The sequence below is a fragment of the Atlanticothrix silvestris CENA357 genome, assembly GCF_016056295.1.
GTDB lineage: Bacteria > Cyanobacteriota > Cyanobacteriia > Cyanobacteriales > Nostocaceae > Atlanticothrix > Atlanticothrix silvestris.
Map to the genome: position 1 here is coordinate 86,238 of NZ_JAECZB010000093.1, position 15,606 is coordinate 101,843.

Consider the following 15,606-nt stretch of genomic DNA (forward strand, 5'->3'; position numbering starts at 1 on the left):
ATGAAGTTGCCAAAATTATGATGTTCCAATGAAGAACTAATTTATAGGTAACTCAGCATTTTAAAATTAACAATGAAATTCTCTAGCTGATAACATTTCACCGTTTATAGCTGGAAAAAGATAGTTTTCCTATTTGTCTTTATCATTATAAAACAGATAAAAGTATCTATCTAAAGAAAGAAAACTAGCTACAACTGACAACAAGGAAGAGTGAAATTATGGTAAGAAAAAGTAACAAAAAATATCGATTGAGATTTGATTGGGCTTTAATTTTTTCTGTAAGTGGTAGTCTAGCGATCGCAAATTATGTCCTGCCTACAATTGCCTTAGAAGTTCCACAAAATGCTGGATACATAATTGCCAAAACACCAGATGAAAGACAGCCTGAAGCAGTACAACAAGGAATCGAGCAAATCCCAACTTCTCAACCACCCGTATCTCCGCAACCTAAACAACCTATTGATTCACCAATACCAGTTCGTGAAACGCCTAGCAATTCCAACCCAACGCCCCCACCTTCAGAAGGTAGTTCTACTCCTCAACCAGTAAATTCCAGCCCAACGCCCCAGTCTACAGATGGTAGTTCTACTCCTCAACCAGTAGATTCCAACCCAACGCCCCAGCCTTCAGGTGGTAGTTCTACTCCTCAACCAGCGAATCCTAACCCAGCACCTCAGCCTGCAAGAATTAGATCTAATCCAAGACCAGCGAATCCTAACCCAGCGCCTCAGCCTGCAAGAATTAGATCTAATCCAAGACCAGCGAATCCTAACCCAACACCCCAACCTTCAGGGGGCGGTTCTGTATCTCCACCTCAAGAAAGAGGTCGTCAGCCCATTATTAACCCAAATAGAGGTACTAACCAAACTCCTAAGAATCCACCTGTTTCACCATTGGGAACAACTAATTACAAAAAGATTAACTTTGCAGATGTTGCATTTGGTATTTTGTCAAAGGGCGACTTTCAATCTCAAGGTAGATATTTCCATTTCTACCAATTTGAAGGCAGAGAAAATCAATTAATCCAAATTAGGCTGGTTGGGAGTGCAGACCAACGCCGTTCAAACAATTTAAGTTTAAATCCTGTTATGTTGCTACTAGATCCCGATAATAAAGTTCTCTTAAAAAGAGGTAGTTCGGGAACAACTAAGGATGCATTTGTATTTGTGCGATTACCTGTGAAAGGTACTTATACGATCGCAGTTACTAGCCGTAATTCTGGTGATACAGGCCGCTATAGTTTGGCTCTTAGAAATGATAGAGCCAGTTATAGCTTAGATGAATCTGGCGAACTGACTGCCCAAAGCTCAACTCTTAGACAAAATGGCAGTCCTTACAACGTTTCTCAGTTCCAAGGCAAAAAAGATCAACTTGTGAGCATTCGTGTAGATAGTACCAATGAAGAGTTTTCTCCTTATATAGTCTTATTAAATTCTCAAGGAAAGAGAATCGCTATCAATAATGACAAAGATGGTATGTACAGTGCTTTAATTGACCGAGCCAGATTACCTGAGGATGACACTTACTATATAGTTGTGACTTCAAATAATCCACAAGAACGTGGGACGTATAGATTGACTATTTTTTGAGCTAATAAAAACTCTATCAACAAGAGGATAGAGTTTTGTCAGTGGTCAGTAGTCAGTCGTAAGAATGTTTTTAAAACCATCCACTCTTGGGTTGGGGTATTAAATCAGGTCAAAAGCAACACTTCTATTCGAGACGCTCCGTGAACGACAAGCTACTTCGGCTGCGCTAAGTACAAATCAATGCATCGCTGACAACTGACAACTGACCCACGCAGCGTGAATAAACTTGTCCAAAGATTTTTTGAACTAATTAAGTAAATCAGGCTGATCGCGCACAATTCTGTCATACAGTGGTTGGAAATTGAACCATCCACCAGAGTGTGTTCCGAGTTGGTTTTGTGTCAGGCGAGCTGTTTCGTGGCTAAGAAAATTAGGTCTACCAGCAGCCTCTGCCAAAAGTTGTGCTTGGCAAGATTGCTCTAAACTAATATACCACCAGGCAGTTTCGTCCACGGTATGTCCTACAGTTAAAATGCCGTGATTACGCAAAATGACTGCTTTCTTTTTGCCCAAAGTTTTAGCAAGTTGCTCAGCTTGGGATGTATCTAAAACAACATCTGCGTAATCATTAAACAAGGCATGGTCTTCGTAAAAAGAGCAGGCATCCTGATTCAGGGGGTCAAGGAGGCGACCTAAGTTAGACCAAGCTTTAGCGTAAAGTGAATGGGCATGAGCTGCGGCTATTACATCAGGTCGAGCTTGATAAATTTGGGAATGGATAACAAAGGCAGCTGGATTTACAGGTGTATCACCTTTTACTACATCGCCGTCTCCATTGACCAAAATTAGGTCAGAGACGCGGATATGACCGAAATATGTCCCTAATGGATTCACCCAGAAATGGTCTATAAATTCCGGGTCACGAGTTGTAATATGGCCTGTAGTTCCCTCGCTAAAGCCAAACTTGGCAAATAAGCGAAAGGTGGCGGCTAGGCGTTGTTTGCGATGCAAACGTTCGTCTTCAACTTGCTCAAATATGGGGGGTTGAGGTCTATTAAATTTATACATAATGTTTTTTTTACATGGGTAGGGAGCGTTAGAATATCCACAACAAAATTATTTAATAGCGTGTAATTTTAGGTTGAACTGGTGATACCAAATACAGCCAATATTATTACTTAGGAGATGAGTGGATACCGATGCACTGGGGATATAGTTTTGACAACATGAATAACTTCATCTAAAAGCAAAAGGCGATAACTATCATTTGATTGCAGCGATCGCTTTTCAACCACTTTTAATTGTGCATGGTCTTCTACATTACCGATATTTACACGACGGTAGACTGTTTCTTCTTGGTGGCGTTTGTATAAACCAATCAATCCCCAAGCTAGATGGTCATAGATAGAAGTTGTTAATTTTTGTGGAATTACCAAACTAAAAACTGTCAAACAACGATCTTTTGTGCAATTAAGTAGCCATTGACCTATACCAACACCTATCCTACTTTCCGGATTAAGTAGGGCGAATTTCTCCACTAACCATTGTCTGTGGGTAAGCAGATTTTGAAAATAAAGTTTCAATCGGGCTAAAGTGTGCGTGTGCTTTAGGGAACAGGTAACAAGGAGCATAGAGAATGTGTAATTAATTTTGCGTAGTATTTATTTCCTCTTCCTTGCTGCGGGAAGTGACTAAAACTAATACCACGACGTTATTTGCTGTTGGGTTATCACTTTTGGGATATGATTTTTGAGCTTGTAATCTTTAAATTTAGTATTTGAAGTGTACTTTAAATACAAATTTTGAGGCAACAAAACAATGACTAAACTATTTACTGATATAGATTTATCTCTGCATGATCTGACTCCAGTACAACTAGAAACTTTGCTAGGAGGTTATTGTCAGTTTGAGGAGAGGGTTCCCCATGCAAGCATAATCTCTATTAAGAAAGGCGTGAATAAAGTAGAAACAAAAATTAAAGGTGTAGGCAGTGACAACTACAGCAATAAAGACGTTAATAGCACAGATAATTCTAAAAAACTTTACATCAATGGATTATTAGTTGAGGACAAAGACTAGTACCGCTGGTTTGGAAGTCAACAAAGAGGCGGTTAAGGCAACAGAAAAGACGGATAAATAAGAATTTGAGAGTTATTTTGCGTAAGCCTTGCTATCAAAAAATCTTAACTTAACCGTATTGGGTGCAAGGGAGAAAATCTCAAATTCTCCCCCTTGCTTTTTGTGGTCAATTATGCAAAATTTTGCAATAATCGCTGCCAAGATAGTTCTTTTGTCTTTTCATCCCAATGCCAGCGTAATAAATTGGCGGGTTGACTTGGGGCAATTCCTGGTAAATTAATTGCTTGTCTGGGTGCATTAGTGGCCAAGGCGATCGCGTTTTCTACGTCATAAATACCCCACCTTACCAAATTCTGTACTCCCACCAATAAAGGCAAAGTCGTCCCCGATAGAGTGCCGTCTGGTAGTCGTGCTGTACCGTTTTTAACTTCTATTTGCCGATTGTCCCAAGGATACACCCCATCGGGCAACCCTAAGGGAGAGAGAGCATCACTCACGAGAAACAGCCCTTTGGTAGCCTTGAGCAAAACTTGTAGCATCATTGGTGAAACATGTTCACCATCAGCAATAAAACCACACATTACACTAGGATGGGTAATTGCTGCCCCTAATAATCCTGGTTCACGGTGATGTAACGGAGGCATAGCGTTGAAGGCATGAGTTACCATCGTCGCACCAAGTTCAAAAGCTTGTTTTGCTTGGGTAGCTGTTGCTTGAGAATGTCCTAAACTCACGGTTATACCCAAAGAACGCAAATATGGAATAACTTCACCTGTAGGATCTAGCTCTGGTGCTAAGGTGATCACTTTCACTACATGAGCATAATTACCCAAAACTCTTTTTACTTCGTCAACTGTTAAAGGTAGAAGATACTCCGCTGGGTGTGCGCCGCGCTTTTGGTAATTTAAAAATGGGCCTTCTAGATGTACTCCTAAAATCTCTGCACCGGCTTGTTGATTTGGGATGACATCAGCAATTACAGCCAGCGATCGCTGTATATTTTCTACAGAAGTTGTCACTAGTGTTGGTAAAAATCCATCCACCCCAACATCCCATAAATATTGTGAGATTTTCTCTAATAGGTAAGAATTTGCGGTTGTTAAATTGGGAAATGCTAAACCCAATGCGCCGTTAATTTGCAAATCAACACCACCTAAAGAAATCCAGTCGCCAGCAACATCTAATACTTGTAAATCGGGTGCTGAAAATCGCTGCAATACTGTATCCATTGGCAGGATTTGCTCAATTATGCCTTTCTGATTAACTAAAAGCATTTGCAAATCTTTGTAACCAGGGACTCTAGCATTGATAATATCTATATTTGTAGCAATAACCCTTTGTGTTGCTTGTGTCATCACATTGGCGAGAAGATAAATAAGTATGACCCGATTTTAGATGAACAATCGGTGATTAATCCAAAATCCAAAATCCAAAATTCTATGACTCCTCTTGTCGGTATTATCATGGGTAGCGATTCAGATTTGCCTACCATGAAAGATGCGATCGCAGTTTGTGAAGAGTTTGGGGTAAACAACGAAGTGGCGATCGTTTCTGCCCATCGTACCCCAGAACGTATGGTGCAATATGCCCAACAAGCCCATCAACGCGGTATCAAGGTGATTATCGCTGGTGCAGGTGGTGCTGCTCATCTTCCCGGAATGGTAGCATCTTTAACTCCACTGCCTGTAATTGGTGTGCCTGTACCCACTCGTAATTTGCAAGGCATTGATTCTTTGTATTCGATTGTACAGATGCCAGCAGGTATCCCAGTGGCAACAGTCGCCATAGGTAACGCTAAAAATGCCGGACTTTTAGCAGTGCAGATTCTTGCCACTCACCAACCAGAATTACTCAAAAAAGTGCAGCAATATCGCCAAACTTTATCTGAATCAGTAATAGCAAAGCAAGCAAAATTAGAACAACTAGGCTACGAGCAATATTTACAAAATGAATTTTAAGTTTTAAAGGATACCAAAAATTCAATCATCCGATATTTAGGGAACAGAAAATTTAAGTCTCCCATCAACGCTTACTAATGCTTTTTTCCTATTAAGCCTTCTCTATTCCCTATTACCTACGCTAAAAGGTGAATTGAAAGTTTTTTGATTTTAAGTTATTGAGACCAATATAGAAAATATTAATTAAAATTTATGAAGATTATTTAGCTGTATTCTTGCTATATATAGCGATAAGACAAGCATTGAAACAGAGATTAAAAAGCCAAATAATTGTTCTGATATAGATTCGTAAATCGTTTCTACCATGAGATTAACTTTTTGACGTTTCTGAATAGAAACATGATTGAGGTTTTTTGAAAAAACTAAAATTCTTTTCTCACCCTTGCTTGCCTTATTCCTACGCTGATTGAGCAATCTCAATTTTTTATTACTCACTCTAATTAACTTTATTTATAAAAATTTAATATTCTCTCTATCTCTCTCTCCTGAAGTCGGAGAATGATTATTCCATATAAGTTACAGCTTTTTTTGCTCAACTACTTCGAGACTATTATTAAGAGCTAAGCTCAGAAAAAAGTATCTATTGATACAGAATTAGGTTTTTGGTAAATAGAGAATCAATCAAATTTAATCGTGTATTTACCAAGGTTTGTTGCAGTCACACTGGCAATGGTTACTGTCAGGTAGCTTTTGGGCTTTAGAAATGAGGAACGTTGCGGCAGACAAAGTTTTGCTGTAATTTTACTACTTACTTCCTAATATGTTTTTGATATAGATATTGACAATCTTGAGCATTTATACTTCCAGAGTCTAATTAAAGATTAAGTGAAGGAGGCTTGACTGTTTCGGAAACTACATAATAAGTTCTTAAGAACATCCGCAAAAATATTTACAGAAGCACCACTAATTTCCTAAACTCCTACTTGGGTTATTTAAATTTCTGGTTGGCAAACAAGCGGTCTAAATGAAAAATATCAAAAACCACTAAATTTAACCTTAGTCGTTGGTTTTTTTCTGGTTAACCTGTTTTTTACCATTTTTTGAAGGAAGATGTTCAGATTCATGTACAAACAGAAATCGAAAATAAGAAGTAGGCATCTATTAGCAAAGAATTACGCTAAAAATACACAATTTAACTCAAAATTCCGGATATTTGCTTCAGCAATTAAGCGGCTCTCTCCTAGTTGGCAAGCTTGTTTACCATTAGCTTGTCTGATTGTGCTGGGTTGGGGTTATGTAGCAGTTGCCCAAACTCCAGCCGCAGCGCCAACAACAGCAGAACTCAAAGTTGCTACGGATAATCTTAAAGTCGCTCTTGACACACTATGGGTAGCGATCGCTGCTTTTTTGGTGTTTTTCATGAATGCCGGTTTTTGTATGTTAGAAACAGGCTTCTGTCGCCAGAAAAATGCTGTCAACGTTCTTGCTAAAAACTTGATTGTATTTGCTCTGGCTACCGTGGCTTTTTGGGCGATTGGTTTTGGCTTGATGTTTGGTGATGGCAATGACTTTATTGGATTAAGTGGATTTTTCCTCAAAGGACTAGATAATAGTCCTGCAACTGGAGATGCTTATCAAGGTGTTTTTAGTGCTATTAGTTGGGCTGGTGTACCCCTAGCTGCCAAGTTCTTATTCCAATTAGTGTTTGCCGGAACAGCAGCAACCATCGTTTCTGGAGCAGTAGCCGAACGAATTAAGTTTGCTGACTTCCTCATTTTCAGTCTTTTACTTGTAGGTATTGCTTACCCCATTACCGGGCACTGGATTTGGGGTACTGGCTGGCTAGCCGACATGGGTTTTTGGGATTTTGCTGGTTCGACTGTGGTTCACTCAGTTGGTGGCTGGGCTGCTTTAATGGGAGCAGCGTTTTTGGGGCCCCGCATCGGCAAATATCAAGATAAGCAAGTCGTAGCTCTGCCCGGTCACAATATGAGTATTGCTACCTTGGGCTGTTTGATTCTTTGGTTGGGCTGGTTTGGTTTCAACCCCGGTTCGGTAATGGCTGCTGATCCCGGTGCGATTACCCATATTGCTTTAACAACTAATATGGCTGCTGCTGCGGGTGGAATTGGAGCTACTGCTACAGCTTGGTTCTACTTGGGTAAGCCAGACTTGTCAATGATTATCAATGGTATTCTGGCTGGCTTGGTTGGAATTACAGCATCTTGTGCTTACGTCGGTATTGCTAGTTCTTTAGTAATTGGCTTAATTGCTGGAGTAATAGTAGTTTTCTCTGTCACCTTCTTCGATAAACTCGGCATTGATGACCCAGTAGGAGCTACCTCAGTTCACTTAGTCTGCGGTATCTGGGGAACTCTTGCAGTTGGGTTGTGGTCGGTCGGCCCTGGTGTTTTTTCCTGGTATGGTGAGGCACTTGGCCCAGCAAGAGGTTTATTTGCTGGTGGTGGACTTGGACAGTTCTTTATTCAGCTAATTGGTGTTGTTTCGGTAGGTGGGATGACCGTTCTCCTCAGCACCATCTTTTGGTTAATACTGAAGGCAACTTTAGGTATTAGAGTTTCAAGAGAAGAAGAACTAGAAGGTTTAGATATCGGCGAACACGGCATGGAAGCCTACAGTGGATTCGTCAAAGAAGGTGGTGGTGCAGGAGGATTTCCTGAAGGACATGGTTCTATGGGAATGTCACCAGATAAATTTTGATCTGTTTGATTTTTGATTACTGAATTAATTTCCGCCCTTTTGATTTTTTATCATCAAAGGTGGCGGTTTTTTTATTTAAAAGTGATTATATACTAATGACGTGACAAAGGTAATTTAGTACATTAGATTGGATAAAATAAACTGCCAATAAACGTCGATAGTCGATAATAAAAATTTTATTAATGCAACATTTTAGCATTGTTAAACCACCCTAATGTCAGCTTTTAGTAGTCTATTTTATTAATTATGATGGGTTTGTAAAATATAAACACTTTAGTGCTTGAAAATGTAGGACTAAAGTATTGACTACTTATTTTATTTTCATCATTAATGCGATGAACCACTAGAATTTTGCGTCAACCTGCGATAAACCTTCTCTAGTATCCAATCCTTTACAGCTCCGCCAAATTCTTTGTCATCTATAATTTTGGCAAAGATATCTTGGTTTAAATCCATGCGCTCAATCAGCTTTGTCAAAAAGATATTTTCAAAGCCATATTTAAAGTTTTGAATTGAGTTGCTTTTGGCTTGTTGTGATAATATTTCATCCTGAACCAGTGCTTCCTCAATTTGGCTAAAAAAGTATTTATCTGCTTCCGTAAAATCGGTGCGAAATCTTTGGTTGAGGATGTCGATAATTTCTGAGAGTTTAGCTTGTGTTTCTTTTTCTCTGGGTATGCCTGCTTCAGTTATTGGTTGTAGATGTGATTCTGTACTTTTTTCTAAAATAATTCGACCTTCTCGGATTTTTTCTAATCGATAATATTCTAGTGCAACTTCATCAGTGAGTTTAAAAACTTCGCTTTGGCTACGTTTTGGTAACTTAGTTTGTAAGAGGCGAGTAAAAGCATAGAATTTCTCTAGCGCTTCATCAACAAAGGGCATAATTTGGGACAAGAAAGCATACAGTCTGATAAATGCAGTTAAACTATTCTTAAATTCATCTTGCTGTTCTTCACTCAAACCTTTAAAACGGTCAACGGCAGGATCAACTAAAGAATGAAGTCGGCTGTGATCTCGTTTATTTGCCTTCGCTTGAGATTTAAAAAATACCTGTGCAAAAGCGTCTACCTCACTAGTCCAGATAATTTGGTAGCCATCTAATCTATTTTTTAAGTCATATAATCGGTTAGGATCTGTAGTTGATGCTAGTGTTGTTTGTTCATAATAAGGCTGGAAAGCATCAATAATTTCTTGCTCTTCATTAGCAAAATCTAAAACAAAAGTATCTTCTTTTCCTGAACAAGTGCGATTTAAGCGAGATAAAGTTTGTACGGCTTTGACTCCAGAAAGTTTTTTATCCACGTACATGGTGTGTAACAATGGCTGGTCAAAACCAGTTTGATACTTATCCGCGACAATTAACAGTTGATATTCACCAGTTTCAAACTTTTCGGGTAATTCTCGTTCACCAAAGCCATTGATATCATATTCAGTGTATTTAATAGCTGTTTCTCTATCGGTAAAACTGGTAAAAGCTACCAATGCTTTAATATCAACGTAACCTTGTTTCTTTAAATAGTTGTCAAATTCTTCTTTATAGCGGACTACGTGAGGGCGAGAAGCAGTAACTACCATTGCTTTAGCTTTGCCACCAATTTTGTACATGACACATTGGCGAAAGTGTTCGATAATCACTTCGGTTTTCTGCGCTAAGTTATGTGGATGTAGCGATAAAAACCGGGCTATAGCTCTACTAGCTTTCTTTGTATTAATTTTAGGGTCATCTGCGATCGCTTTAGAAATTTGGAAGTAAGTTTTATAGGTTGTGTAGTTCTGCAACACATCCATAATGAACCCTTCTTCAATTGCTTGGCGCATGGAATACAGATGAAAAGGTTCTGGTTGACCTTGGGCGTTCATGTGGCCGAAGTCTTCCAGGGTTTTTGTTTGGGTGTGGCTGTGAAAGCAAAGAAGCTCAAGTTCGGTTGTTTACCACGAATACGCATCTGTTTGCGGATATTATCTTCAATGTCCTCTTCTTCATCAGCCGTGCTTTCTTCTTGGGCTGAACGGCTGAGGTCATTGATAGAAAGGACTTCTTTCATTTTTTTGGATGCTTCGCCACTTTGAGAACTGTGGGCTTCATCCACTATGAGGGCGTAATTGCGTTTTGGTAGTTGGGCAATGTTGTTTTTTTCTAAGATTTCCCGAATTTTATCTAAGACAAAAGGAAACTTCTGCAAGGTGGTAATGATGATATTAGTTCCAGAAACCAAGGCTTCAGCTAGTTGTGCCGAGTTTTTATCAATTTTCTGCACGACACCTTGCTTATGCTCAAATTGATAAATCGTGTCTTGTAGTTGCTGATCTAATACTCTTCTATCGGTGATGACGATGACTAAATCAAAAACTCGCTGATCTTGGTCGTTATATAAACTAGCAAGTTGATATGCTAACCAAGCAATGGAGTTACTTTTACCACTACCAGCAGAATGCTGAATCAGGTAGTCATGTCCTGTTCCTTTAACTTTGGCATCTGCGGTTAGTTTGCGAACAGCATCTAATTGGTGAAACCGAGGAAAGATGAGGGTTTCTTTTTTGGCAGATTTACCGTCGAGTTTAATGTTTTCTTGCTCAAGATGTAAAAAACGACCCACAATGTCTAGCCAACTGTCTTTTGTCCAGATATCTTCCCAAAGGTAGGCGGTTTTGTAGCCGTTGGGGTTTGGTGGGTTGCCTGCGCCTTTGTTGTAACCTTTGTTGAAGGGTAGAAAACGGGTGTTACTGCTATGAATGCGGGTAGTCATCCAAACTTCATCTGGGTCTACAGCAAAATGTACTAAAGCACGTCGTTTGAATTGAAATAACAAATCTCGGTAATCCCGGTCTTCGATATACTGGCGCTTGGCTTTATCTACATCCTGTCCGGTAAACTGGTTTTTTAATTCTGCTGTGGCGACTGGTAAGCCATTGATACTTAACAATAAATCTATTGAGTTGTCGTGTTGGTCACTGTAGCGCACCTGACGAGTGACGGTGAGGATATTTTGGTTATAAAGTGCTAGAGTATCGGGGTTTAGACCACTGGCAGGTTTGAAAAATGCCAGTTTGAAGCGTACACCGTAGTCAGTGATGCCATAGCGCAGTACGTCTAGCATCCCCCGTAACTCTAATTCTACATAGAGCCTTTGAATGAACTTTGGTTCTACAGCCAAGCCATGAATATCTGAAAGCCTTCGCCATGCTTCTGGTTGAGAAGTTTGAATAAATTGGAAAATGGTGGCTTTATCAAATGCTAACTCGCGGCTAAAGTTGCCAGCATTGCCTAATTGATAGCCGCCATTGTTAATGAGGAAGTCAACTATGGCTGTTTCAAAAGCGCGTTCAGTAGTTTGGCTTGTCATTTTGTAGAAATTCCTCTGTTTTACTTTGTCCAATCCTCCAGCACCAAATTGGGAATTTGAGAGAAATCCTTTTGGTTACGAGTAACCATCACCGCACTTATGGAAATAGCAATTGCAGCTATTCGCAAATCTTTCTGTAGTCTTTTTTTATTTAGTTGCTGGTTTTCTCTAAGTAAACCCTGGTAGCAAGTATAGGCAGCAGTATCAAAATTGAGTATTCTGACTCCTTTGAAATATTCTTGAGTAGTCCACAGTTTAGTATAAAGGTTTACTAAATTACCAGATTCAGCCCGGTCATTAATTTTGACTACCCACCCGTTAAAAATTTCTTGAACTGTGACAATAGTGATGGCTAGATGGGGATAAACTTGAGCAACTTTAGATATAACAGTTTGGTTTCCTTGAAGTAAAAACGAAACATGGTCTGTGTCAAGTATATAAAGACTCATACTTTTTTCTCAAGCTGGCTAGAAACCTCAGCCTGTTAATCTTCATCTATTATGTTACGTTCTGCTCTCAGATTATCCGCAATTTCCGCAAAATCTGCGTCATCTTTAAACACACCCGCAAACTTCATCCAGGGATTTTCTGCTTCGCTTTGAGGTAATTGAATTTCTACTGGAATAATTTCTATTTTCTCAAGACGAGTTGACAAAAGTTTTTTCAATTCTTCTACAGCTTGTTCTTGAGTAGATGCTTCAACCTGAGTATTAGGAAATTCTAAGACAGAAGCTATTACATTTCCTTCACTATTACGTTCTACTAGGATATGTAACTTTAGATTTTCAGATTGAGGTAGCGTTACGGAGGAGAAATTGATAACCATAAATTTAATTATTACCAAGCCTTTTTTAATAATAGCAATCAGAGAGTATAGCAGATTTAAAAGTTCATTTGGCGATTTATGTGGTCATGGTGTTGAACTTTCTTTGATACCAAAATGCGCGATCGCAATTGCTTTGCAGGTTGAAGCAAATAGATGTCAGGAATACCCAAACGAATTTTATGCTTGCCAATTCTCAGAGACTTACCTGCTAATGGATAAACCAAACGTACTTGATTTACTGGTATCCAAATACGAAGCCTAGAATTTTGGGCCAGATTAATTACGCCATCCTTGGAAATATCTGCAAATTCGGATTTAAACGATTGCTTTGGAAGTTTCCCGAAAGTGCGATCGCCAAGTAAAACTAGAAAACCAGATTGAGCAATGGGAAAAATCATCGCAAAGATTTCTGGAAAAAGTAGTAGTAGACAGGGCTAATTTTTTATTTATTTAAAAACCAATAAATTCTGTAAATTTAGCACTAACAAAAGCCCAGTATACAGGCTGTGCTTTTAATTGCAAGAGCGATCGCTGTCCGACAGTAAAGGATACAAGGCTTGCAAAAAGCCGAAAATCAGAAAAAATTTACGTAAGCCTAACTACTATCGTAGATATACTGCTAGTGCTAGTATCAATCTAGAATCTAAAATCTATACTTATTCATTTAAATCAATTATGTGGAGACCATAATAATGATTGGTGCAATGATTGGTGCATGGGTGGGAGAATTAGTAACAGTAGAAGTTTCTAAAGCGTTGCTGAGTGGTGTTACGAGCAGGCTTAACCCTAGTGATTTAGATAAGGCTATTAAAACTGCAACTATAAAAGCTTGTAATCAGGAAAACCGATTATTTTCTTCTTGCCCACCAGACTTTATACCAAAATTTTTATGTAATTTTTTTAAAGAACAAGGATTGTCCGAGCTACAGAAGCCTTTAAAAGATGAAGGAAAGCCTGATTTAGATTATTTAGTTGAAGTGTTCAAAAAAGCAGCTTTAGCTGACTCAAAAATCAAAGAAATTAAAATTGACTATGTTTATTCATGGATGAAGGTTTTTGTTACAACTTATTTTCAAAATACAGATAATTGTATAAGGTTTCAGATTGCTAAAGAAAACTATTGTCAGCAGTTAGTAAATTGGTTTGATGATGTTAAATTTGCTGGGATTGCTGTACCAGGACAAGAAGTAGAAAAATCGGAGAAGCTAGTCAATATTTTTGTGTTACCAGAAGTGCAGGAGGATAACCACAAGGATATAAATAATTTTAACTCCAGCATCGAAACAGAGTTGTTATCATCCAATTTGAGTCAAAGTCAGCAACAATTACTTTGGGAACAAAGACAGCGTGCTTTACGCAACTCCTCTGGGAGAAAATTGTTAGCTTCCCAAATTTTAAGTCAAAGCAACTGCCAAAAGTTTGTGCTTTTAGGTGCGCCCGGTTCTGGAAAAACTACTTTACTGAGTTATTTTGTAGTGATGATAGCTCAGAAGCAAATTGAACAACTGAATATAACAGCAGCAGCAGACTATTTACCTCTTGTAATTCCTATACGAGATTTTGCTAGGCAAGAAAATACTAGCGTTATTGAATATGTTAAGCAATTTGTTGAAAAAAATCTATGTGTTAAAACCTTACCTGTCGGTTTTTTTGAATATTGGTTAGAAGATGGACGCACTTTTATCTTTTTTGATGGTTTGGATGAAATTGCTCAAGAAAATAAACGATATGAGGTAGTGCGGAAAATTGAGAATTTTTTAGGGCATTTTCCGAAAAATTGTGCAGTTATTACCTCTCGTTTTGCTGGCTATAAACCTGATTTTTTTAATACTCAAGAGTTTGCCCATTACGAACTTTTAGCTTTTGATGATGAGAAAATAGAAAAGTTTATTAACTGTTGGTATGACAGCCGTATTCAGGATAAATCAGAAGCAGAACGACGTAAAACAACTTTACGAGAGGCATTAGATAAAAATGATCGTCTCAAATTACTAGCGCGTAACCCTTTGCTGTTGACTATTATTGCTCTGATTCATCGCTATCAAGCAGTTTTACCTAAAGGTCGTCACAAACTTTATGAGAAAGCCGTAGAAACTCTCTTAACTTCTTGGGATGCGAATAAAGAAATTAACGTCAACCATTTCTTACAAGATATTGATATTGAAGATTTGCTATTTTTAATGCAAAAAATAGCCTTTTGGATTCATGGACAAGGTAGTACAGCAGATAAAGAAGGAGGAACACTAATTGCTTGTGAAGATTTGCTTGACCAATTAAAAAGAGAAATCAAATCTTTGAAAGAAATTGAGCTTTATAAAGCAGAAGAAAAAGCGAAACGTTTTTTAAGTTTGATTCAGGAACGTACTGGACTGCTTAATGAACAAGGCCAAGATTGCTATGCTTTTGTGCATAAAACCTTTCAAGAATATCTGTGTGCTAGAGAGATTAATTATCAAGCAGATGATCAAGACGATTTTGATATTATTTTACAGTATATTGATCGGCATCTCCATGACCCTCATTGGCGGGAGGTTTTACTGTTATTGATTACTCAGCAAGCACCAAACAAAGCAGCTACAGCTATTAGAAGAGTCCTTAACAGAAATAGTAAATATGAAAAATGGTTGCATCGTGACTTATTCTTTGCTGGGAATTGTCTTGCTGAAGATATCAAAAATTTAAAAAATGCAAAAAATTCTCCAGCTAAAGAAATTTTACAAGATTTACTAAATCTTGAAGTTAGCGATTCTTTGCAAGTGAGTTCTAGAGTTAAATCACAAGTATTCCAAATTTTGTGTAGCCTGAACGAAACAGCTTTTCAAGCTCAAGCTTTGCAATTGCTAAAAGAGAAAAAGGCACAAATAGAAGAAGTAAGATTTCAAGAATATTGTGCTGCATTAGGAGATAAAGAGGCGGCAGTTGATAGATTACTAGAACTCCTCAAAGACTCAGAATCTAATGTGCGGTCTAGTACCGCAGATGCGTTAGGTCAAATAGGTACAGAAGCAGCAATTCCTGGCTTACTAGAACTCATCAAAGACTCAGAATATGATGTGCGTGTTAGTGCCACGGTCGCTCTGATAACAATAGGTTCAGAAGCAGCAATTCCTGGCTTACTGGCACTCATAAAAGATTTAGATGATGAAGTAAAGTTTTTTCCCCAATATGTGTTAGTTCAAATAGGTACAGAAAAAGCAATTCCTGGC

Annotated in this window: 13 protein-coding genes; 5 read left to right on the plus strand and 8 right to left on the minus strand. The window is 38.4% G+C overall.

Annotated features, from left to right (window positions below; translation table 11 throughout):
- The first annotated feature begins 215 nt into the window (after positions 1 to 215).
- The gene (locus tag I8751_RS23765; RefSeq protein ID WP_404800452.1) at positions 216 to 1,589 is read left to right on the plus strand and encodes a PPC domain-containing protein; all 1,374 of its coding nucleotides are present in this window, start codon (positions 216 to 218) and stop codon (positions 1,587 to 1,589) included.
- A 246-nt stretch (positions 1,590 to 1,835) separates the two neighbouring features.
- Here the strand turns inward: I8751_RS23765 and I8751_RS23770 are convergent, their stop codons facing one another.
- Together I8751_RS23770 and I8751_RS23775 are read right to left on the minus strand one after the other, a co-directional pair.
- On the minus strand, positions 1,836 to 2,597 hold the full coding sequence (locus I8751_RS23770) for a class II aldolase/adducin family protein (RefSeq protein WP_214441564.1): 762 nt from the start codon (positions 2,595 to 2,597) through the stop codon (positions 1,836 to 1,838).
- A gap of 110 nt (positions 2,598 to 2,707) precedes the next feature.
- On the minus strand, positions 2,708 to 2,980 hold the full coding sequence (locus tag I8751_RS23775) for a hypothetical protein (protein ID WP_214441565.1): 273 nt from the start codon (positions 2,978 to 2,980) through the stop codon (positions 2,708 to 2,710).
- A gap of 367 nt (positions 2,981 to 3,347) precedes the next feature.
- Here I8751_RS23775 and I8751_RS23780 point away from each other — a divergent pair, with 367 nt between their 5' ends.
- Positions 3,348 to 3,608, plus strand: coding sequence for a hypothetical protein (locus tag I8751_RS23780; protein ID WP_214441566.1), 261 nt, complete (start codon positions 3,348 to 3,350; stop codon positions 3,606 to 3,608).
- A 170-nt stretch (positions 3,609 to 3,778) separates the two neighbouring features.
- On the opposite strand, the gene nagA is transcribed toward I8751_RS23780, so the two are convergent.
- Positions 3,779 to 4,963, minus strand: a complete 1,185-nt coding sequence (nagA, locus tag I8751_RS23785) for an N-acetylglucosamine-6-phosphate deacetylase (protein ID WP_214441567.1) — start codon at positions 4,961 to 4,963, stop codon at positions 3,779 to 3,781.
- Between the two features lie 84 nt (positions 4,964 to 5,047).
- Here nagA and purE point away from each other — a divergent pair, with 84 nt between their 5' ends.
- Both purE and I8751_RS23795 read left to right on the plus strand, forming a co-directional pair.
- Positions 5,048 to 5,566, plus strand: a complete 519-nt coding sequence (purE, locus tag I8751_RS23790; protein ID WP_214441568.1) for a 5-(carboxyamino)imidazole ribonucleotide mutase — start codon at positions 5,048 to 5,050, stop codon at positions 5,564 to 5,566.
- A gap of 1,062 nt (positions 5,567 to 6,628) precedes the next feature.
- Complete coding sequence (locus I8751_RS23795; RefSeq protein ID WP_214441569.1) at positions 6,629 to 8,227, plus strand: ammonium transporter; 1,599 nt, start codon at positions 6,629 to 6,631, stop codon at positions 8,225 to 8,227.
- Between the two features lie 327 nt (positions 8,228 to 8,554).
- On the opposite strand, the gene I8751_RS23800 is transcribed toward I8751_RS23795, so the two are convergent.
- Genes I8751_RS23800 through I8751_RS29850 form a run of 5 tightly spaced genes read right to left on the minus strand, consistent with a single transcriptional unit; the run spans position 8,555 to position 12,798 of the window.
- Positions 8,555 to 10,090 carry a type I restriction enzyme subunit R domain-containing protein gene (locus I8751_RS23800; RefSeq protein WP_214441570.1) on the minus strand — a complete coding sequence of 512 codons (1,536 nt, stop codon included), beginning with the start codon at positions 10,088 to 10,090 and terminating at the stop codon, positions 8,555 to 8,557.
- Positions 10,087 to 11,574: a type I restriction endonuclease gene (locus I8751_RS23805; RefSeq protein ID WP_214441571.1), complete on the minus strand. Its 1,488-nt coding sequence runs from the start codon at positions 11,572 to 11,574 to the stop codon at positions 10,087 to 10,089. Before I8751_RS23805 ends, I8751_RS23800 begins: the two co-directional genes overlap by 4 nt.
- A gap of 20 nt (positions 11,575 to 11,594) precedes the next feature.
- A complete protein-coding gene (locus I8751_RS23810) occupies positions 11,595 to 12,023 on the minus strand; it encodes a type II toxin-antitoxin system VapC family toxin (RefSeq protein WP_214441572.1) in 429 nt (142 codons plus the stop codon).
- 35 nt (positions 12,024 to 12,058) lie between these two features.
- Complete coding sequence (locus I8751_RS23815; protein WP_214441573.1) at positions 12,059 to 12,400, minus strand: hypothetical protein; 342 nt, start codon at positions 12,398 to 12,400, stop codon at positions 12,059 to 12,061.
- Positions 12,401 to 12,456: 56 nt separating this feature from the next.
- Positions 12,457 to 12,798 (minus strand): type I-MYXAN CRISPR-associated protein Cas6/Cmx6, encoded by a 342-nt coding sequence (locus I8751_RS29850; RefSeq protein ID WP_225894371.1) that lies wholly within the window; start codon positions 12,796 to 12,798, stop codon positions 12,457 to 12,459.
- Between the two features lie 294 nt (positions 12,799 to 13,092).
- On the opposite strand from I8751_RS29850, the gene I8751_RS23825 reads away from it, so the two are divergent.
- The coding region (locus I8751_RS23825; RefSeq protein ID WP_225894372.1) for an NACHT domain-containing protein at positions 13,093 to 15,606 on the plus strand (2,514 nt) is incomplete at its 3' end.